We start from the raw sequence: 20,528 nt of genomic DNA, 5'->3' as shown, positions 1-20,528 counted from the left end.
GGAGTGTGCTTCTCACAGAGATCATAATGAGCCAAGTCACCTACCTTCCTCTTGCCAGCTGTACCGTCATGCCCTGGAAAAACGGTGGCGGTACTACGACAGAAATCTTTCGTCGTGATGACCCTGCCGATAGCAGACGTTTCCTCTGGCGTATCTCGGTAGCGGATATCGGTGCTGCAGGCCCGTTTTCTGCCTTTGACGGTTATCGCCGGGTGATATCGGTGATTAAGGGAGAAGGTATGGTTCTGACCATCGATGGTGAGGACTCGCCGCCGTTGCATACAGGTCAGGCATGGCCGTTCTCTGGCGCCAGTGAAGTTGAATGCCGACTAATTGACGGGCCTATTCGCGATCTCAATCTGATCTATGCGGAGGGGCAGGTGGTGGCGGATGTCTCCTGGCACCAGGGGGAGCGCTGGTATATGCAGGAGACCATTGAGGCCGATGTGCTGGTGGTGTTTGTGCAAAGTGGCAGTGTTGAACTGAGCCTGGCTGATGCTGCCTGGTCATTGCAGCCTCTGGATACGCTGGTGGTGGAGCGGAGTGCCAGTGATGTTCCGTCTATGTTGAAACTGATAACGGCTGCAGCCAGTACGGTGTGCATAATGAAGCTTGTTTTTCGTTCTGCGTCTGCCTGAATTCTGTATTTTATCTGCGCCATCGTGGTGCGTTTCTATCCCTTCATTTCTGCCTGTCGACTAGCCAGCCCGTTGTTGTAACGGGCTGCTTGTTCCTCGTTTTGCCCGTATCCAGCTGATTTCATTTTTACTGCCTTTAAATCAGGCAAAACGCATTTTTCAGGCACTGAAATCGAGCGTTTTTTCTGTTCGTTTTTGCTGTTTACCGTATTGCATCCGAACAAAAATCAACCTAGTATCGGGTCAATTGTATATACAGGTACTTATGTCTTGAGCGCTAAGGTAAGCCTGCAGATACGAGATGCTGTCGCATAAAAACACGTCGGAGTACGTGACAACAAGATCTGGCTGATAAGGGACTGAGTCATCCGCAATAACTTCCCATTACTGTGAGGACGACGATGAAAGCATCACCGATTAACCGGAAAGTACTCAAGGCCAGCTGTCTGGCGGTGGCCATTACTGGTGCCATGACCATGACACAGGCTGCCAGTGCTGATACCTGGTGTGGTTCTGGTAAGACCGTAAAGTTTGCAGGTATCAACTGGGAAAGTGGCATGTTCCTGACGGACCTGATGCAGACCGTGCTGGAGAAGGGCTACGGCTGCAGCACCGATGCGCTGCCCGGAAACTCCATTACCATGGAGCAGGCGCTGGCCAACAATGACATTCAGGTATTTGCGGAAGAGTGGATCGGTCGTAGTGATGCCTGGAACAAGGCCGCAGCGGCAGGCAAGGTGGTGGGTGTTGGCGCGCCAATCGTGGGTGCCACAGAAGGTTGGTACGTCCCCCGTTATCTGGTTGAGGGCGATGCCAAGCGTGGTATCAAAGCCAGCGCGCCTGACCTCAAGAGCATTGCCGACCTGTCACGGTATGTCAGTCTGTTTGCTGACCCCGAAGAACCCGGCAAAGGCCGCTTCTATAACTGCCCGGCAGGCTGGACCTGTGAGCTGGAAAACAGCGAGAAGCTCAAGGAATACAGTCTGGAAGACAAATTCGTGAACTTCCGCCCCGGTACCGGCCCGGCGCTGGATGCAGCCATCGCCTCCAGCTACAAGCGTGGCCAGCCCATTCTGTCTTATTACTGGTCACCTACTGCCATGCTCGGCAAGTACGATCTGGTGCAGTTGCAGGAAAAGCCTGAAGACGTGAAGGAAATCAAGATTCAGGTGGGTGTGTCCAAGGCCTTCGAAGGTGAAGCACCTGAACTGATTGATGTGCTGTCCAAGGTCAATGTGCCCATCGACATGCTGAACAAGAGCCTGGCTCGCCAGACCGATGAAAAGCTCAGCAGTGCCGAACTTGCCAGGCTGTTCCTGAAGGAACATCCGGAAATCTGGAAGCAATGGGTAAGTGCTGAAGCGGCGGACAAGATTACCGCTGCCGTGCAGTAAGCCGGACTATGTGAGGAGCCGGGTGGTGCTGATACTGCGTCACCTGAGCTGCTGCGATTGCATATCGTTGCCAGAGCCGCCACCGTGATGGCGGCAGGCACGAGGGAGTACGCCGATGTTTCCAAAGAACCTTACCTTTTCGATGGCTGATGGCATCAACAATTTTGTTGACTGGCTGGTCATGCGTTATGGCGATTCCCTGCGCCATGTTTCGGATTCCATTCTGAGTTTGATTGTTGGCCTTGAGGGATTGCTGCGCGCCATCCCCTGGTGGGCTTTCCTGATACTGGCAGGGGCACTGGCCTGGCATGCCAGCAAACGCTGGGCACAAGTGGTGGTCGTGGTGGCCTTGCTGTATTTCGTCGGTGCCGTCGGCCTGTGGGACAAACTGATGCAGACCCTGGCCCTGATGATGGTTGCCACCCTGCTGTCAGTGGCGGTAGGTATACCGCTGGGGATTCTTTCCGCAGGCAATGATCGTTTTCGTACTGTGTTGCTGCCGATGCTCGACATCATGCAGACCATGCCCAGCTTCGTCTATCTGATCCCGGTGCTGATGCTGTTTGGTCTGGGCAAGGTGCCAGCGATTCTCGCCACTGTGATCTATGCAGCCCCGCCGTTGATTCGCCTGACTGACCTTGGTATCCGCCAGGTAGATAAAGAGGTGATGGAGGCGGTGACGTCTTTCGGTGCCAACCGATGGCAGAAGCTGTTTGGTGTGCAGATTCCGCTCGCTCTGCCCAGCATCATGGCGGGTCTGAACCAGACGACCATGATGGCACTGTCGATGGTGGTGATTGCCTCGATGATCGGCGCCCGTGGTCTGGGTGAGGACGTCCTGATCGGTATTCAGACCCTGGATGTCGGCAAAGGGCTGGAAGCGGGGCTGGCCATCGTTATTCTCGCTGTAGTGATTGACCGCATTACTCAGGCCTATGGCAAGCCACGTCATCACCTGTGAGGAAAAGATCATGAGCAAGATTGAAGTACGCAACGTCTATAAAGTATTCGGTCACCGCGCCAGCGAAGCCATGTCCATGATCCGCTCCGGTAGCAGCAAGGGCGATGTACTGGCTAAAACCGGTTGCACGATTGGTGTCAATAACCTGTCATTGCAGATCAACGCTGGAGAAATTTTCGTCATCATGGGCTTGTCCGGCTCGGGCAAGTCGACACTGGTACGTCACTTCAACCGGCTGATCGAGCCCAGCAGCGGCGAAATACTGGTCGACGGACAGGATGTGGTGCAGCTGGACAAGAAGGCACTGGAAAGCTTCCGGCGCAGCAAGATCAGCATGGTGTTTCAGAGTTTCGGCCTGCTACCGCATCGCACAGTATTGGATAACGTGGCCTATGGATTGCGCATCCGGGGTGAAGATAAAGACAAGTGCGACCAGCAGGCGCGCTACTGGATTGAAACGGTGGGGCTGAAGGGTTATGAGAGCCGCTATCCTGACCAGCTGTCGGGAGGGATGCGTCAGCGTGTGGGCCTGGCACGTGCACTGGCGGCGGACACCGAGATCATCCTCATGGATGAAGCCTTCAGTGCACTGGATCCGCTGATTCGAGCCGATATGCAGGATCAGCTGCTCGAACTGCAGAAGAACCTGCACAAAACCATCGTCTTTATTACCCATGACCTGGATGAGGCCATCCGTATCGGAAATCGCATCGCCATACTCAAGGATGGCGCCCTGATTCAGGTCGGCACGCCGGATGAAATCCTGCATCAGCCCGCTGACGACTACGTCAATCGCTTTGTACAGCGTCATGTCACTCGTCTGTCTGAAGCGGCACCTGCCAGTGCCGAGAATCTGGCGGTGCCTGCCTGAAAGCTGTTTCAGGCAGGCCGTCGAAGCCTTTTCTGGTAGCCGTTGCTCACCGCTGAGCAGCGGCATTTTCTTCGCTTTTTCAACGGAGCAGTCAGCGAAATGTCGTCAACGGCAGTGCAGACAATTGTAGTGGGAGATACTCCCGTCAGCTGGCGGGATGTAGTGGCAGTGGCCCGAGACAACGCGTTGATGCAATTGTCAGAGCAAGCCTGGGGGCGCATTACTCAGGCACGTCAGGTGGTCGAGCATATCGTTGCCAGAAGGGAGCGTGCCTACGGTATCAATACCGGATTGGGGGCGCTGTGCAACGTGGTGCTGGAGCCTGATCAGCTGGCGGCATTATCACGCAATACCTTACTCAGTCATGCCTGTGGCGTAGGGCACCCTCTCAAGTCTGAGCAGGTGCGGGCCATCTTATGTGCCGCCATCATTAACTACAGCCATGGTCACTCCGGTATCAGCCGCGCTGTGGTTGAAGCCTTGCTGGCAATGCTGAATCAGCAGATCACGCCGGTGGTGCCTGCGCAAGGTTCGGTGGGTTATCTGACCCATATGGCACACATCTCCCTGACGCTGATTGGCGTCGGTCAGGTGGAATATGCAGGTCGGTTGATGCCAGCGGCGGAGGCATGGCAACGGGCTGAATTGCCTGTCGTTGAGCTGGGTGCAAAAGAGGGCTTGAGTCTGGTTAATGGTACGCCCTGTATGACCGGCCTGAGCTGTCTGGCGCTGGCTGATATTCATACCCAGATACATTGGGCTGATATTACCGGTGCCATGAGTTTTGAAGCGCTGCGTGGTCAGCTCGCTGCGTTTGATCCGGAAGTGCTGGCATTGAAGCCCTACGCCGGAGTGGTGAAGGTCGGTGAACATCTGCGCGCCCTGCTGCAGGGCAGTGAAGTACTGCAGGCCAGTCAGGGTATCCGCACTCAGGACGCCCTGAGCATTCGCTCGATGCCGCAGATTCATGGCGCCTGTCGCGAGCAGGTGCGTCATGCAGCCGGGCAGGTTGACGTTGAGCTGAACTCGGCAACCGATAATCCGTTGATCATAGGCACGGCGGATAACTATCGGGTGGTATCCCAGGCGAATCCGCACGGTGAGCCTGTCGCCATGGCGGCGGATGTGCTGGCCCTGGCGGTAGCAGAGCTGGGTGGGGTGGCTGAACGCCGGATTGACCGCCTGATCAATCCTCTGGTCAGCGGCTTACCGCCGTTTCTGGTAGCAGAAAGTGGTGTGAACTCCGGCATGATGATTGTCCAGTACGTTGCTGCTTCTCTGGTGGCAGACAACCGGCGACTGGCACAGCCCGCCGTGACAGATAACTACATCACCTCTGCATTGCAGGAAGACCATCTGAGCATGGGGACCAGTGCTGCCTTGAAACTGGCGGAAGCTGTAGACAATCTTTATCAGATACTGGCCATTGAGTATCTGCTTGCCGCCCAGGCATTTGAGTTTCTGCCCGAGGCGAAAGGCGTGGGCACGCAGCAGGCATGGCAGCAGTTGCGCCAGCATGTTGAGCCCTATCATCAGGATCGCTGGTTAGCGCCCGAGATAGACCGCGCCAGTCAGCTGCTACGCAGACCGGACGTACTGGCGGCGATAGAAAAAGTGCTGTGACTGCCTGCACAGGACAGCAACAGCTATACCGATAAGAAAGGAATGTCGACATGTACCAAGCATTTGAGTTCAGGCAGGGCAAACTGCCCCTGCTGATCAGCATGCCTCACACCGGCACCTGGCTGACTGACGCCGTTGCCGCTGGACTCACCGAAGAAGCATTGAAGCTGCAGGACACCGACTGGCATATGCCCCGGCTGTATGACTTTGCCGAGGCCATGGGCGCCAGCCTGCTGATGGCCAATTATTCGCGCTATGTGGTTGATCTGAACCGCCCGGCCGATGATCAGCCACTGTATCAGACTGCCACCACGGGGTTGTTTCCCGATATCAACTTTGATGGCACTCCATTGTTCAGGGACGGTTTGGCGCCGAGCAGGGAGGAACATGATCGCTATCTGGAAATGATCTGGAAACCTTACCACCAGCAGATCGAACGCGAGCTGAGCCGGCTGCGGGATGAGTTTGGCTATGCCTTGCTGTTTGATGCCCACTCCATCCGCTCGGAGGTTCCCCGGTTGTTCGATGGCCGTTTGCCGGATTTCAATCTGGGTACCAACAGTGGCGAAAGCTGCGCGCCGGATATGCAGTCAGCACTGGTGGCCGCCTGTGCAGCGCAGCAGCAATTTAGCCACGTACTGAATGGTCGCTTCAAAGGGGGATATATCACCCGTTGCTTTGGCAGACCTGAGCAGCACTGGCATGCAGTACAGCTGGAATTGGCACAGCTCAATTATATGAGTGAAGACTATCCTTTCGGTTTTGAAGCGGACACAGCCCGGCCGACTCAGGCACTCATCCAGCAACTGTTGCAGGCCATGTTGAACTGGGCTGGTGGCCACTACCGCAAGTAGCCAGAACGGTGCCCCGTCAGTTGAAGTGCAGCAGATGCTGGCGGGTATCCAGCCTGAACTGGGCATAGAGCATGTTATGGTCGGAAAAGCGGCTGCTCGACAGGCAGCTGGCATGATGCAGAGACAGACCACGGTAGAAGATATGATCGAGCGGGTGCCCCATAAAACGCTTGATCAGATGCGGGTGCTGAAAATGAATGGGGCGCAGTTCCAGAGCGTGGCAAAACTGCTGTAGTGTCAGCTCCCTGCGGGTACTCCAGCTATTGAAATCACCTGCGACAATCATGGGTCCACGATGATGGCAGAGCGCTTCGGCCAGCAGGCTGACTTCTGCCTGATATTCCTTTAATCCCTTGAAATTGATGGCGTGAATATTCGCCACGCACAGGCTGTGGCTATCCGTGCTGGCATCGTGGGTTGCGCCCGGCAGTGGGTAATAGGTGATCAGCGCGCTCTTGTGCGTCTTGATAAACACTTCCTGTGTAAAGCTCAGCAGCGGCGAAGCATCCAGTACGCGGGTATCACTGGCATTGAGCACGCCATAGTAGCGCCCTTTGACTTGCAGATTGGGTGCCGCTTCATAGCAGAACTGGTCCAGAAAGAAGTCTTCACCACTGAACGCTGCCTCCTGAAACAGCACGATATCGAGTGGCAGATGATGGGTCTGGGCGCGGAAAAAACGCTGGAAGGCGGCCCGCTGATTATTCTTATGGGCATTCAGACAAAGCAGCCCGAAATCCTGCTGAAGCATCACACGCGGTGGTGTACGCCCACAGCGGTGATGGATGATGCTGGGCTTGAACATGAGGCCTCCAGCGCCAGTAGGCGTTAGCTCGCTCTATAACTGCGGAGCGAAGATACGCATCAGATTTTCAAAGAAGCGACGAAACACCTTCACTTTCTGCATGTTGCGGCTGGAGTGCTGTAACAACCCCAGCATCCAGCTTTCTACCTCATCAATGATGTCCGGAGAGTAGGCGAAGGTAGCGACCTCATAGTTGAGGAACAGGCTGCGATTATCCATGTTGACCGAGCCGAGCATGACACCGCTGCTGTCCAGCAGGATGGCTTTGGCGTGCAGCATGCGTTCTTCATACAAGGCGACATGCACACCGACATCTTCCAGTTCTCGCATATAGCTGCTGCGCCCCAGATCAGCCAGCGCATGGTTGGAGTTGCGTGGTGTGATCAGCTTTACATCGATGCCCTTGTGCTGGGCAATGATCAGGGCCCTGAGCAGGCTGTCATCGGGGACGAAGTAGGGGGTGACAATCCAGATGCGCTCTCTGGCGCTGTAGATGGCGCTGAGCAGCGACTCATAAAGTGCATCGGAGCGAATATCCGGCCCTGAAGGCACCACCTGCATATAGGTGTCGCCGCAGGTGGAGGGTACTTCCTCCGGAGAGGGTTTGCTCTTATCTCCCGTAGCGTAATTCCAGTCTGCAAGAAAGATCTGGTAGTAGTGAAAAACAGCCGGCCCCTCGATCAGAAACAGCAGGTCCTGCCATTGTTTCGAGCAGCTCGGTCTGCCCTCCAGAAAATGCTCATCCGGGCCCATACCGTCAGGGCTCATATACTCAGCTGAAAGATTCATGCCACCGCTGAGAACAATCTTGCGGTCAAAAAGATAAATCTTGCGGTGATTGCGCAAGTTGATGTAACTGCGCAATGGAAAAGCCAGCAGGGGCATGAAGAATACTACGATGCCTCCTGCCGCTCGTAATTCATCAAACTGCTTCTGGAAAAAGTAACTGCGATAGGAACCCACGGAGTCCAGCAGCAACTTGACCTCGATGCCCTGCCGCGCCTTGTTGGTCAGCTCGCGCAGCAGAATGCGGGTCGTCCGGTCGCGGCCGAAAACATAGGTGCTGATCAGGATACTGTGCTGAGCCGCGCGAATGTGGTTCAGCATGCTGGCAAAGGCACGCTGGCCGCTGGTGTAGAACTCGTAGCGATTTCCTTTGGTCGGCGCGGGAATACCATTAGCCTGCAGGATGCCTGAGACCGCGTTGTTGCTCAGTGAGCTGCTGATCTCGATATCCTGCATTTCAAACATCGACTTGTGCTTCAGACGTGCGCGTTTGCGCACGCCAATAATGAAATACAGCGGCACTGCAATATGAGGTAACAGCACAATGGCCAGTAACCAGGCCATCATGCTGGTTGGCGTGCGCTTCTGATAGATCATGCTGAACAGCGCGATCAGGTAAAGCAGGATGGACGAGCAGATGATCGCCAGATAGATCAGGTCGTAGTTCATGGCATCCCTAGATTAGATCGAGTCTGCGCCTGAGTGAGGCTCAGGTGCCGCTTCCTTACTCTTCTATATAGATTTGATTTGCATAATAAAAAAGGCTGGTCCACAAGGAAACCAGCCGCAAAGGGAGAGGTATGAGAGAGGAGGCTGAAGGCTAATGTGTAACTCGAAGATAGGCTTACCTGTGTCAGTAGAGGTTTGTTGACTCTTTAATCATCAAGTGCGACGGATTAGCACGTTATCCGGCGCTGGTTACAAACATGGCTAATGCGTTGGGGTGGAGCGCATCATCACGTTCAACTCGTCGACCACTTCAGCCCAGTCTGAGTCTTCTGCCAGTGCGTCACGTAGGAACCGTGATTGAGCCAGGGTCCAGCATTGGGCCTGGTGGAGGAGAAGTTCATCTGGCAAGGGACTGTGATGACTGATGAAGTGGTCGATTTTGGCCGAATCATCCGGTAAACCCAGTTGTTGGAACAGGGTGTTCAGGGTATGTGGGGTGGTATCCATCAAGATGACCTCCTTCAGGTCGCTGTGTGCCTCACGTGATCCGGTATTTCTTGTTTTACGGTTGGAGGCGGCAAACTCAAGATCAGCTGAATTGAGGATTTTGCGTGTTTCTATCAGGGCGATTGCTTGTTTTTCATACAGCTGTCATGTCTGCAGAAAGAGGATGCACGCAGTTTGTAAAACAGTTTGTGATCACAGGGTTTGGCAGGGATATGATCACAGGGAAGACGAATTCCATTGTGGCTGGCAGCCCGTTTTGTACGTCAGATAACGGTGTTCAATGGCAATTTGCATTTCTTTGCCTGAACTGTAACGAATGCCGTGACACTGGGTGTAAAGGTTGATTAGTATGGGGTTTTCCTTTAATGGCGGCCTATTCGGAAGAGTAGATATAGCAATTTGCGCCGTCCTCCCCAGTGATCCTGTCCCTGAAAGTGTGCTTCATGCCAGTTCGGAGGGCAGGCTGGCTACAGCAACAGAGTCAAGGGATGAGTAAGAAAACCATCGTTCTGACCGGTATCACAACCACCGGTACTCCTCACCTGGGTAACTACGTAGGTGCCATTCGTCCAGCCATCGAGGCCAGCCGCAATCCTGATGTGAGCAGCTTCTACTTTCTGGCCGACTTCCACGCGCTGATCAAATGTGATGAGCCCGCCCGGGTATATCGTTCACGCCAGGAAATTGCCGCTACCTGGCTGGCCATGGGGCTGGATCCACAGGTCGCGACGTTCTATCGCCAGTCAGATATTCCTGAAATCACCGAACTTACCTGGATTCTTACCTGTCTGACCGCTAAGGGCCTGATGAACCGTGCCCATGCCTACAAGGCATCGGTGGATGCCAACCAGGCTGCCGGCAATCCTGATCTGGATGACGGTATCACGATGGGGCTGTTCAGCTACCCCGTGCTGATGGCCGCAGACATCCTGATGTTCAACGCTAATCAGGTACCGGTTGGTAAGGATCAGGTCCAGCATATTGAAATGGCCCGTGACATTGCCGGGCGTTTCAATCACACCTATGCGCCGCTGTTCACCCTGCCTGAGGCAGTGGTGGGCGAAGAGGGCGCCGTCTTGTCGGGTCTTGATGGCCGCAAGATGAGCAAAAGCTACAACAACACCATCCCGCTGTTTGTCGAGCCTGATGAACTGCGCAAGCTGATCTATCAGATCAAAACGGACTCCCGCATGCCGGGTGAACCGAAAGCTACTGAAGGCAGCTCGCTATTTGAAATCTACAGTGCGTTTGCTGATCGCCAGCAGCGCGATGCCATGGCAGCACGCTTCGCAGCGGGTGATGGCTGGGGTGAGCTGAAAGAACAGTTGTTCGAGTTCCTTGATGCCCAGCTGACTGCGCCACGCGCAGAATATAAGCGCCTGATGGCCGATCAGGGTTACCTGGAGCAGATTTTGCGCCATGGTGCGGAAAAAGCGCGGGCCTATGCGACCCCTCTGATGGATGAAGTGCGTCGGGCTGTGGGTCTGAACAGCTTTACTGCCGGTCAGGTGCAAGATGACAGGCCGCAGGGTAAGAAGGCCGACAAAGAGCTGACTGCCGATGAGCAGGCAAAGCTGGATGCCGGTAAGGCACGTGCGCAGGAGATTGCCCGTCAGCGTGAGGCAGAAGCACGTCAGCAGGCGGAGGCTGAGCTGCAGCAACTGCTGAAGGCCAGGTCCGGTGATCTGACGGCACTGGCGGCTGAGCTGCTGGATCAGCATGAAACCGCATCGAAAAAAGACAAGAAGGCGCTGCGCCTGAAACTTGATATTGTCGAAGAGTGGCAGCAGGCCTGAGTGGCCTCACACTGTTCAATGGCATTGCAGCGGAAGCATCGGAGAAAAATGCTATGGGATACGAAACACTGATTGATGCCGCTACCGTGCTGGACAATGTGCACCAGCCACAGTGGCGAATTGTGGACTGCCGCTTCAACCTCGCTGATACCGAGGCTGGTCGTCGAGCCTATCAGGCTGGACATCTCCCCGGTGCCAGCTACGCCCACCTTGATGAAGACCTGTCTTCGCCTGTCACCGCGACATCCGGCAGGCATCCATTGCCGGATGAGCAGGCTTTCCTGCAGACGCTGGGCAGATGGGGGATCAGTACTGATACGCAGGTGGTGGTCTATGACGATGCCGGTGGAGCAACGGCGGCACGGTTGTGGTGGTTACTCAAGCGAGTTGGCCATCGTGATGTCGCGGTGCTGGATGGCGGTCTGACCGCCTGGGCCCAGGCAGGTGGTGAGCTGGTGACCGACTTGCCTGCGGTGGTGGGTACGGGTGCTTATCCTGCTTCTGTGGCGTTGGTACAGGCTCGTAATGCAGATGAACTGCTGGCACAAATGAGTGACCCTCGCTGGCAGCTGGTGGATGCCCGGGCTGCCGAACGTTTCCGTGGCGAAGTGGAACCGCTGGACCCTGTTGCCGGGCATATTCCCGGCGCAATGAACCGGCCGCTGCAGCAGAACCTGCAGCCAGACGGGCGTTTCAAGTCTTTCAACCAGTTACGTGGCGAATGGCAAGCCCTGTTGGGCGAGGCGACGCCCAAAGAGGTGGTGCATTACTGCGGCTCGGGCGTAACTGCCTGCCACAACCTGCTAGCCATGGAACATGCGGGCCTGAATGGCAGCCGCCTTTACCCCGGCTCGTGGAGTGAGTGGTGTAAGGATGCTTCCCGTCCGATGGTGACCAAGTAACCTCGCAGCACAAGCAGCAACTCGCTCGCTTCAGCATACTCGAGGGTTTCATGAGAAAGCCGCTGGCGTTTTCGCCAGCGGCTTTGTTGTTATGGGGTAAGCCTCAGAGGGATGTGGCGAGTTAACGTGGGCGAACGCCACGGATAGCTTCGGCAGAAAAGGGATCTTCCGGCCAGTAGTGCTTGGGGTAGCGTCCTTTCAGATCCTTACGTACTTCATGGTAGGTAGATTGCCAGAAGTTGCGCATGTCACGGGTAATCTGGATAGGGCGACGGGCAGGTGACAGCAAGTGAATCAGCAGTGGCAATGTACCTTGCAGCACTGCCGGGGTATCCAGCTGACCAAACATTTCCTGTAGCCGGACGGCCAGTACTGGTATTTCCGCCGTGTAGTCGATACTGACTTGCGAACCGCTGGGGACCGTCAGACTGGTGGGCAGCAAAGTGTCCAGCATTTGCCGCTGGGGCCAGTCCAGCTGATTCAGCAAAGCCTCGTACACATTGATCTTTCTGACTTCACTGAGGCTGTTCATACCCTGCAGGTAGGGGGCCAGCCAGTTATCCAGATTGGTCAGCAGCGCTTCTTCACTCATATCGGGAATGACGTGTTGAGTCCCGGGCCAATGCGAATGTTTCGAGCGCAAATGGCCTAATCGAGCCAGTAGCTGGCTGGCGTTGTCATCTAGTTGCAAGCCAGATAATCCACGCTGGCGGATGGCTTCCAGCAGTGCTGGCACTTTCAGTTCATCTGCCAGTGAGTTCGCGGGCTTGCGGGCCAGGATCAGGTTACCCAGTCGTTGCTCCTGGAAGGCTTCCAGTCGCTCGGCCTCATCATTCCATTGCGCACGTTGTTGCCAGTCGAATGCTTCAGGAAAGCGCAGCTGTAATTCGGCCAGACTGATGGTGACAGCCTTGAATATGCGTGCCTGCTTGATCTTGCCGTCCAGATCTGCCACTACCAGCCAGTCCTGATGCGCGAGACTATCGTGCTCAGCTAGCCACGCCTGCTGGCCGCTTACCAGCTGGAACTGGCCTGCACCGCGTCGCTGGGCAACACGATCAGGATAGGCATAGGTCAGCAGCAGCCCCAGACAATCCAGTCGGGGCGTCTGTTCAGTGGGTAGTCGCAACCCTCTGCACCAGCTGCGGTTCTGGGCTTCAAGTCGGCGATACAGAGGGCCGCGGCGCTGACTGAGAAGCTGTTCAAGGCGCTCTCCCAGATCACTGCCGGCATCCAGAGAGTCGCGCTCCTGCAGCATGGCGGCCAGCCAGACTGCTGCCATCTGTTCGGCTTTGCCCAGCGCTGCTGCCTTTAAAATCATCACCGCCAGTCGGGGGTGACATCCCAGTGCCGCCAGCGATTTGCCAAGTGCGGTGGGCTGCCAGTCTGGCTGTAAGGCGCCCAGATCTGACAGAAGCTGCCGGGCCTGCGCTAAGGTTGCCGTGGGGGGAGGGGTGAGCCAAGGCAGTGCATTACTGTCCTGAATACCCCACAGCGCCAACTCAAGTGCCAGGGGTGACAAGTCTGCCTGTAGCATTTCTGGCTCTGTGAAAGCCTGTAATGGCTGATGCTCAGCCCAGGCGCGCAAGCACAGACCGGGGCCTTGTCGGCCAGCTCGGCCGCGGCGCTGATCGGCACTGGCCTGTGAGACACGTTTGGTTTCCAGGCGAGTCATGCCAGTGTGTGGGTAGAATTGCGGTACGCGCATCAGGCCGCAATCGATAACGATCCTGACGCCATCGATGGTCAAGCTGGACTCGGCAAGTGATGTGCTGAGTACCACTTTTCGACACCCTTCCGGATCGGGTCGAAGTGCACTCTGCTGTTGTTCCAGAGAGAGCTGGCCGTGCAGTGACAGAATCCGCAGGGGCAGTTGCCGTGAGGTCAGTTCATTCTCCAGGCGGCGAATCTCGGCAATGCCTGGAAGGAAAACCAGAATGTCGCCGTCGTGCTGATGGCTGGCACGGACGACAAGTGAGGCCAAGTGGCTTTCCAGCGACACCTGAGTGCTGGCTGGCGGATGATACTCAGTGGTGACCGGATACTGCCTGCCAGCACTATGTATCACAGGCGTTGATGTGCCGAGTAACTCCAGCAGGGGGCCGCACTCCAGCGTGGCAGACATCAGTAAAATACGCAGGTCTTCGCGCAGGTTGTTCTGGATATCGAGCGCCAGTGCCAGCCCAAGGTCAGCATCGAGCGCGCGTTCATGAAATTCATCAAAGATGATGGCGCTGATGCCTTCCAGCAGCGGGTCATCCTGAATCATCCGAGTCAGGATGCCCTGCGTAACCACCTCTATCCGCGTGTGTTGACTGATGCGACTGTCCAGTCGTACACGGTAGCCAACCTGTGCCCCGACGTCCTGGCCAAGAGAGGCGGCCATAAAACCAGCAGCATGACGAGCGGCAACGCGGCGAGGCTCCAGTAGCAAAATCTTGCCGCCTTGTGTCCAGTCCTGATCCAGCAGGGCAAGAGGGACGCGTGTGGTCTTGCCAGCACCGGGAGGTGCTACCAGAAGGCATCGATTATGCATGGACAGGTTGAGAAGCAAGTCCTCCATCACCTCATCAATAGGTAGGAGAGCACTGTTATTCTGCATGGTCGGCGATATTAACTGAGAAGGTGGTTCCCGCTGTAGCGGGATGGGAGCGGCAGTATAGCAGGTCTGGCTGGCTATTAAGGCCGTTGAATTGTCGGCATGCTGCAGCAGTTACTACAGGCTGCAGTGAAGCTGTCAGGCTCGGGAGTAAAGTTGGCAGTTTGCTGAGTGAATTGAGGAGGGATCAGTGCCGACAACAATACTACACTGGAAACAAGGTTCGAGCTGAAAGTCAGGTTCGGTAGTTCAGTCAAGTAGTCTGCAAGGTGGTAGTCGCAGGCGTTCACATCGAGTTCACCATAATGGCATGTGTTGGTTCCCTAAGGAGGGAAGGTCATGGTCGCTCAAGTGATTAGTTATGAAGAGTTCAAAAAGCGCAAATTCGTGCAAGAGCGCGAGAAGCGTGTGCAACGCATCAGAGCGCAGTTTGCCCGAGCGATGGGGATGGATGTGAAACCTAAAAAGCGTCCATCACCTTGGCATTAATAAGGATATTGAATACGTCCTCTTGTTTCATTTCTGGCGGGCCGCTAGTTTCTGGACCATCTGGTTTCAAGGAAAAAGAATACCGAGCATGTCCAGTTTTACGGCCCATCTGTTCTACCCTCTGGTGAACGGCTTGTTCCATACAGCGTGGTGGTCCCATGCGGAGAAACGCCACCATTGGACTATGCGTGCGCTGCGTTGGTGCGCCGAGAGAGGGCATTTGCAGGCGCAAAGCCAGATTGGTCATCTATTGTACTTTCGCGGTGTGAATGTGCAGGCCAAGCTGGATGGGGTGGGTTTTATTGTGCGTGCCGCTGAGGCTGGTGACAGTAAAGCGCAGTACCAGCTGGCGCGTATCTGGGAGCAAGGGTTCCAGCATGTCGGCCCGGATCTTAGTCAGGCACGCGCCTGGTATGAGAAAGCTGCGGAGCAACATCATCCGCTGGCTATCAGTCGGCTGATATCTGCTTACAGTGAGGGTGGCCTGGCGTCTTCAGTCGATGCTGCCAAGGTCAAGTACTGGCTGGGAGTGCAGAGTCAGCTTTAGGAGCACGTTCTGAGCCACTAGCATCTCTGCAAATTGACGTCCCTGTCCTATCTAAGTTCCCGAGCCTTATGCTTTAAACCCTACTGCAACTGCATCAAGAAGAGCGCAGATCGCGTGTCAGGGACTGATACTGTGTAATCAGACCCACGTTAGGTGGCAGTGGCCAGTCGAAGTTCTCCGGGTAAAGACGTAGATCATTTTCTGCAACAGGCAGCATGTACTGATCTTCATAATGCAGGTGACGTTGTTGCGCAGCTACCCAGAGCAGCAGCGATTTGCGGAATTCATCCATTGGCACCACAGTGCTCATTTCAATGGCTTCCAGTTGTTCTCGGATCTGATTGCTCTGTGCTTCCAGCGTAATGTGGTCTTCCTGAAGGTGATGGTAAAGCTTGGTCAGGCGTGGGTTATGCTGGCTGAGGTGGTTCAGCAGTCGATCTTCCATCGGATGGTGATAGCGCTCTGCATAATCACCGATATAGGCGAGAGTTTCTTTGATCAAGCCCAGATCCAGCTCATCATGATGAATATGTTCATCAAGTAAACGCAGCATTTCCTGCAGATGAGCGTGATCTTGCTTGAGTTGGTTGATGATGTTCATGGCCTTCTCCTCCCATCTCGATATGCTCAGACTATATGCCTGTGAGTTGTAGAAGTGGGATGACTCAGGTCAATAAATGATCAGTGGCGAATAGCCAGAAAGTAGCAGACCGGAGGCGGTATAACCGGCTCCGGTCTGGGTATCGAAGTGAATAGGCTACTGATTAGGCCGCTTTTTCTTCTGCGGGTGCAGAGGAGCGAATCAGGTGGTCGAATGCACCCAATGCGGCATTGGCGCCACTGCCCATGGCAATGATGATTTGCTTGTAGGGCACATTGGTAACATCGCCTGCAGCAAATACTCCAGGCAGAGATGTTTCTCCTCGGGCGCCTACGATGATTTCGCCGAAGCGACTTAGCTCCACGCCGCTGCCTTTGAGCCACTCAGTGTTGGGTACCAGACCGATCTGCACAAAGATGCCGGACAATGCCACATGGTGTTGTTCACCTGTGCCACGATGAGTGTAGTTCAGGCCATTAACACGTTCGCCATCACCAGTGACTTCAGTCGTCTGTGCTTCGGTAATGATGGTCACGTTTTTCATTGAGCGGGCTTTACGTTGCAGTACGTCATCTGCACGCAGGCTATTGCCGAACTCCAATACGGTGACATGCTCGACGATGCCGGCCAGATCGATGGCTGCCTCGATGCCAGAGTTACCGCCGCCGATCACTGCGACACGCTTACCCTTGAACAGCGGGCCATCACAGTGTGGGCAGTAAGCCACGCCGCGGCCACGGTATTCTTTTTCACCCGGTACGTTCATTTCGCGCCAACGGGCACCGGTGGCCAGCAGTACGGCGCGAGAGGTCAGCTTGGCACCGTTTTCCAGTTCAATTTCGATCAGTTCGCCCGCAGTCAGTTTGGCTGCCCGCTGGTCGTTCATGATGTCGACTTCGTAATCACGTACGTGTTCTTCCAGACTGGCAGCCAGCTTCGGGCCTTCGGTTGCTTTCACCGAAATGAAGTTTTCAATGCCGACAGTATCCAGCACCTGGCCGCCGAAGCGATCAGCAACGATACCAGTGCGGATACCTTTGCGGGCACCGTAGATTGCTGCAGCAGCACCTGCAGGGCCAGCACCTACCACCAGGAAGTCAAAGGTGTCCTTTTTGTTCAGCACTTCGGCCTGTCGCTTGCTGGCACCGGTGTCGACTTTGTTGAGTATTTCTACCAGCGTCATGCGGCCCTGAGCAAAAGACTGACCATTCAGGTAGACACTGGGCACAGCCATTACATTGCGCTTGCTTACTTCATCCTGAAACAGTGAGCCATCAATCATAACGTTGGTGATCTGAGGGTTGATGGCTGCCATCATGTTCAGCGCCTGAATAACCTCAGGGCAGTTCTGGCAGGTAAGAGAGACATAGGTCTCAAACTGGTATTCTCCTTCGAGATTACGCACCTGTTCGATGATCTCGGGGTTGAGTTTCATCGGGTGCCCACCACTGTGCAGGAGCGCCAATACCAGTGAGGTAAATTCATGGCCCATTGGAAGACCTGCAAAGCGAATGATCGTGCCATTAGCAGCGGATTTTACCTGCATAGACGGCTTACGCTCGCTCATGTCATCGCTGCTGGAAACACTGATCAAACTGCTCAGAGAGGCAATGTCCTGAGCTAACGCATTCATTTCCTGTGACTTGCTGCTATCGTCGAGAGACACAACCAGTTCAACAGGGCTTTTCAGATTCTGTAAGTAAGTGCGCAGTTGCTGCTTCAAGTTAGCGTCTAACATGGTTGCTCCCAATATTCGCAAGTACAGTCAAATTTCAGGCAAAAAAAAGCCGCCCCCCTCAACACGGAAGAAAGAAGGGCGGCGCCCGATCGCACAGACAGCAATACGTGAGTATTCTTGTGCGGCCTTGGGTCAGGTGTTGGCTAACGTAAGAGTTAGCCCAGGTGTTCTGCGATTAGATCTTGCCAACCAGATCCAAAGAAGGAGCCAGAGTTTCTGCACCAGGCTGCCAGGCAGCAGGGCATACTTCGCCGTCGTGGCTGGCAACATACTGAGCGGCCTGAACTTTACGTACCAGTTCTTTAGCTGAGCGACCGATACCTAGGTCATGGATTTCAGCAACCTTGATCTGACCTTCTGGGTTGATGACGAAAGTGCCACGCAGTGCCAGACCTTCTTCTTCAATCATGACGCCGAAGTTGCGAGAGATGACACCGGTAGGGTCGCCAATCATTGGGAATTCAATCTTGCGAATGGTGTCAGAAGCGTCATGCCAGGCTTTGTGAGTGAAGTGAGTGTCAGTAGATACTGAATACACTTCAACACCCATTTCAGTCAGCTGCGCGTAATGATCAGCCATGTCGCCCAGTTCGGTAGGGCAGACAAAGGTGAAGTCAGCAGGGTAGAACATGACAACAGACCATTTGCCTTTCAGGTCAGCGTCAGAAACAGGAACGAATTCGCCATTGTGGAAGGCAGTGGCTTTGAAAGGCTTGATAACGGTGTTGATCAGAGACTGAGTCATTTATTAAACCCCTTTAAGTGTCGTACGTTTTTGGGAATAGCTTGAAAACAAAATCATAGTACTGTGCAGTCGCGTAAGGGTACATTTTAATAATTGTATGAAAGCGATAGGCAAAACTAATGGTTTGGTAATCGACTTAGGTTTTTCCAATGATGGCCGATTAGATTCGGCTATACTCCTGAAAACGTTGGATTTCGGATATGAAGGGAGCCTATGGATATTAATCTTTCCCCTCTGGCTAGTCTGGAGGATATCCGCGACGCTATTCGCCGCTGTGGTGCAGAGGATGTCATTTGCTGCCACGCAGAGGCTGTGTTTCACGAAGCAAAACGTGCACTGCAGCAAAGTGCCAAAGCTGATGTCACGCTGCAGCTTATCGATTATGACGGATACGCTATTCGTCAGGCGTCCAGTCGTCGCAAGGGGGCGCCAGCCAAACCTAAGCTCTCTGATCAGTTGACTCGTCAGCAGATGGCGGTGGTGTCTGCGTTAGAAAAAGTGTTGCAGCATTGTCGGCGGCATAATATTGCGCTGGTGGGGTTCAGTGACTCATTGGTAGCTGTACCTGCCCATTTGCTGGAACAGGATAGTCATGCAGTGCATACCATGGCTGCTTTGGAAGTGAATACGCATCAGGCGTATTGTGGTATGGATTGGGATAATCTTGAAGAGCCCGTCGATGGGCCAGACGTCGAAGGACATGATGCCGGAGACAATATGGACCTTATAGAAACAAACACCCCGGCAAATACCGGGGTGTGATGTCTCCTGAAAGTATTTAGATGCCTGAGCCAGGCAGGGATTGGTACCTCTTACCTCGTTACCCTGCCAAAGATTGAGCCATTAACCTCTGAGTATCTGGTCTGCTACTGCGCTGCAGTTATGACACTGTAGCTTCTGCTGCGCGTTTCATGCCCGCTCCGCGTCGAGGCTGGAAACGTGCCCGATATCGTTCTACCTGTTTTCTTACTTTGTCACCCAGTTCATCAATCGCCACATAGAGGTTGTCTCCTTCTGCTTTGGCGAAGAAGTCACCCTGATCACTCAAATGAATGTGCGCTTCGATGCATTCTTTACGGCCGCTTTTATTCATCACTATATGAAGGTCATGCACCTGTTGGTCTAGGCCTGAATGCTGAATCAGTTTTTGAATAAGACGCTCGCGAACGGCGGGAGAGAGTTTGGCATCGTCAAGGTTGCTAATGCGGATTTGCATGGTTTGCCTCCTGTGCGCATCAAACTACTGTGCAAGAGAGCTGTTGAAGAACAAGTACTCACCCTTGCACCATAAACAAATAGTAGAAAAAGAAGATAAAAATCAGATGGTTAGTGCTTTCTGCTCCTTCCGTTTTGTGCCTATAACTTTAGAAAAACACAGCCCATGAAAGGATGCAATAGGGTTGAAAGGAAATGATGCAGATGTTGATGGGCAGCAATAAAAAAAGGGTAGGCAAACGCCTACCCCCAAACCTGTGAAGACACTCGCTACCTGTGTATGCCTACTGGCAGCAAGTAAGGCGCCATAATAACACGGTATTATGGGGTGTTTCAAATATTGAGCGTGTGGTGATAATTTAAACCGGTGTTAGTTGGTGGGAAATAGCCGCTTGAGCGTGTCGTGGGTGGGAAAGTTATCGACCCGCATCGATGATGTGCTGTTGCTGCCAACATGGCTGATGGTGTACCAGCGGGGTTTGCGTTCATCACCCAGATAGCAGCCATCTACTTCAAAGTGATCTTTCCCTACAGCCAGTATGGCGATCTTGCGTACGCTTTCGTTGTTGTTTTTCATCTGTCGTTCCTCGTAGTAGTTATTGTTGTGTTGGATCGTTATTGTTATTTCTCTCGCTATTGCGAAAGGGTATTTCTCAAAAGCTCCGTAACCTACAACGCACTTCCGACTACGTAAAACCTTTGATCTATGTGGTTGAAGCGCAGCAATTTCTATCCGTTGATTGATTCAAAGTGTTGCCCGGTCGTCTGGTCTGCTTCTTCAATTCCAC

20 protein-coding genes are annotated in these 20,528 nt (G+C 54.2%); 11 read left to right on the top strand and 9 right to left on the bottom strand.

Translation table 11 applies throughout. The features are described 5' to 3' along the window. Positions 1-26: 26 nt before the first annotated feature. The 6 genes from QCD60_RS01360 (at position 27) to hutG (ending at position 6,341) form a co-directional block, all read left to right on the top strand. Complete coding sequence (locus tag QCD60_RS01360; RefSeq protein WP_279781676.1) at positions 27-638, top strand: HutD family protein; 612 nt, start codon at positions 27-29, stop codon at positions 636-638. 401 nt (positions 639-1,039) lie between these two features. After that, entirely contained in the window at positions 1,040-2,032 is a 993-nt protein-coding gene (locus tag QCD60_RS01355) for an ABC transporter substrate-binding protein (RefSeq protein WP_279781674.1), read from the top strand. 115 nt (positions 2,033-2,147) lie between these two features. Then, a complete protein-coding gene (locus QCD60_RS01350) occupies positions 2,148-2,993 on the top strand; it encodes a proline/glycine betaine ABC transporter permease (RefSeq protein ID WP_279781672.1) in 846 nt (281 codons plus the stop codon). 10 nt (positions 2,994-3,003) lie between these two features. After that, positions 3,004-3,864, top strand: coding sequence for a glycine betaine/L-proline ABC transporter ATP-binding protein (locus QCD60_RS01345; RefSeq protein WP_347949873.1), 861 nt, complete (start codon positions 3,004-3,006; stop codon positions 3,862-3,864). 99 nt (positions 3,865-3,963) lie between these two features. Then, positions 3,964-5,487, top strand: a complete 1,524-nt coding sequence (gene hutH, locus QCD60_RS01340; RefSeq protein WP_279781670.1) for a histidine ammonia-lyase — start codon at positions 3,964-3,966, stop codon at positions 5,485-5,487. A gap of 50 nt (positions 5,488-5,537) precedes the next feature. Beyond that, positions 5,538-6,341: an N-formylglutamate deformylase gene (gene hutG, locus QCD60_RS01335; protein ID WP_279781668.1), complete on the top strand. Its 804-nt coding sequence runs from the start codon at positions 5,538-5,540 to the stop codon at positions 6,339-6,341. Positions 6,342-6,357: 16 nt separating this feature from the next. Here the strand turns inward: hutG and QCD60_RS01330 are convergent, their stop codons facing one another. The 3 genes from QCD60_RS01330 to QCD60_RS01320 form a co-directional block, all read right to left on the bottom strand. Continuing rightward, positions 6,358-7,146, bottom strand: coding sequence for an endonuclease/exonuclease/phosphatase family protein (locus tag QCD60_RS01330; RefSeq protein WP_279781666.1), 789 nt, complete (start codon positions 7,144-7,146; stop codon positions 6,358-6,360). A 33-nt stretch (positions 7,147-7,179) separates the two neighbouring features. Continuing rightward, complete coding sequence (locus QCD60_RS01325) at positions 7,180-8,601, bottom strand: phospholipase D-like domain-containing protein (protein ID WP_279781664.1); 1,422 nt, start codon at positions 8,599-8,601, stop codon at positions 7,180-7,182. Positions 8,602-8,862: 261 nt separating this feature from the next. Then, positions 8,863-9,108 (bottom strand): DUF2789 domain-containing protein, encoded by a 246-nt coding sequence (locus tag QCD60_RS01320; RefSeq protein WP_104155767.1) that lies wholly within the window; start codon positions 9,106-9,108, stop codon positions 8,863-8,865. Between the two features lie 488 nt (positions 9,109-9,596). Here QCD60_RS01320 and QCD60_RS01315 point away from each other — a divergent pair, with 488 nt between their 5' ends. Beyond that, positions 9,597-10,904, top strand: a complete 1,308-nt coding sequence (locus QCD60_RS01315; RefSeq protein ID WP_279781658.1) for a tryptophan--tRNA ligase — start codon at positions 9,597-9,599, stop codon at positions 10,902-10,904. Between the two features lie 53 nt (positions 10,905-10,957). Beyond that, positions 10,958-11,806, top strand: a complete 849-nt coding sequence (locus tag QCD60_RS01310) for a sulfurtransferase (RefSeq protein ID WP_279781656.1) — start codon at positions 10,958-10,960, stop codon at positions 11,804-11,806. Positions 11,807-11,927: 121 nt separating this feature from the next. On the opposite strand, the gene hrpB is transcribed toward QCD60_RS01310, so the two are convergent. Then, a complete protein-coding gene (gene hrpB / locus QCD60_RS01305) occupies positions 11,928-14,408 on the bottom strand; it encodes an ATP-dependent helicase HrpB (protein WP_279781654.1) in 2,481 nt (826 codons plus the stop codon). Between the two features lie 336 nt (positions 14,409-14,744). On the opposite strand from hrpB, the gene QCD60_RS01300 reads away from it, so the two are divergent. Continuing rightward, entirely contained in the window at positions 14,745-14,894 is a 150-nt protein-coding gene (locus QCD60_RS01300; RefSeq protein WP_165838513.1) for a hypothetical protein, read from the top strand. Positions 14,895-14,982: 88 nt separating this feature from the next. Next, on the top strand, positions 14,983-15,441 hold the full coding sequence (locus QCD60_RS01295; RefSeq protein WP_279781650.1) for a sel1 repeat family protein: 459 nt from the start codon (positions 14,983-14,985) through the stop codon (positions 15,439-15,441). Positions 15,442-15,535: 94 nt separating this feature from the next. Here QCD60_RS01295 and QCD60_RS01290 read toward each other — a convergent pair whose 3' ends face one another. The 3 genes from QCD60_RS01290 to ahpC form a co-directional block, all read right to left on the bottom strand. Continuing rightward, positions 15,536-16,042, bottom strand: a complete 507-nt coding sequence (locus QCD60_RS01290; RefSeq protein ID WP_279781648.1) for a hemerythrin domain-containing protein — start codon at positions 16,040-16,042, stop codon at positions 15,536-15,538. Positions 16,043-16,205: 163 nt separating this feature from the next. Further along, the gene (gene ahpF, locus QCD60_RS01285; RefSeq protein WP_279781646.1) at positions 16,206-17,780 is read right to left on the bottom strand and encodes an alkyl hydroperoxide reductase subunit F; all 1,575 of its coding nucleotides are present in this window, start codon (positions 17,778-17,780) and stop codon (positions 16,206-16,208) included. Positions 17,781-17,955: 175 nt separating this feature from the next. After that, on the bottom strand, positions 17,956-18,525 hold the full coding sequence (ahpC, locus tag QCD60_RS01280) for an alkyl hydroperoxide reductase subunit C (protein WP_279781644.1): 570 nt from the start codon (positions 18,523-18,525) through the stop codon (positions 17,956-17,958). Positions 18,526-18,738: 213 nt separating this feature from the next. Here ahpC and QCD60_RS01275 point away from each other — a divergent pair, with 213 nt between their 5' ends. Beyond that, positions 18,739-19,287 carry a response regulator gene (locus QCD60_RS01275; protein ID WP_279781642.1) on the top strand — a complete coding sequence of 183 codons (549 nt, stop codon included), beginning with the start codon at positions 18,739-18,741 and terminating at the stop codon, positions 19,285-19,287. A gap of 118 nt (positions 19,288-19,405) precedes the next feature. Here the strand turns inward: QCD60_RS01275 and raiA are convergent, their stop codons facing one another. Together raiA and QCD60_RS01265 are read right to left on the bottom strand one after the other, a co-directional pair. Beyond that, complete coding sequence (gene raiA, locus QCD60_RS01270) at positions 19,406-19,741, bottom strand: ribosome-associated translation inhibitor RaiA (RefSeq protein WP_279781640.1); 336 nt, start codon at positions 19,739-19,741, stop codon at positions 19,406-19,408. A gap of 369 nt (positions 19,742-20,110) precedes the next feature. Then, on the bottom strand, positions 20,111-20,317 hold the full coding sequence (locus QCD60_RS01265) for a hypothetical protein (RefSeq protein ID WP_104154900.1): 207 nt from the start codon (positions 20,315-20,317) through the stop codon (positions 20,111-20,113). Between the last annotated feature and the right edge of the window lie 211 nt (positions 20,318-20,528).

It is taken from the genome of Pokkaliibacter sp. MBI-7, assembly GCF_029846635.1.
In the GTDB taxonomy this organism is placed as follows: domain Bacteria; phylum Pseudomonadota; class Gammaproteobacteria; order Pseudomonadales; family Balneatricaceae; genus Pokkaliibacter.
Note: the sequence above shows the minus strand (reverse complement) of the source record. Positions and strands in the feature narration are given on the sequence as shown.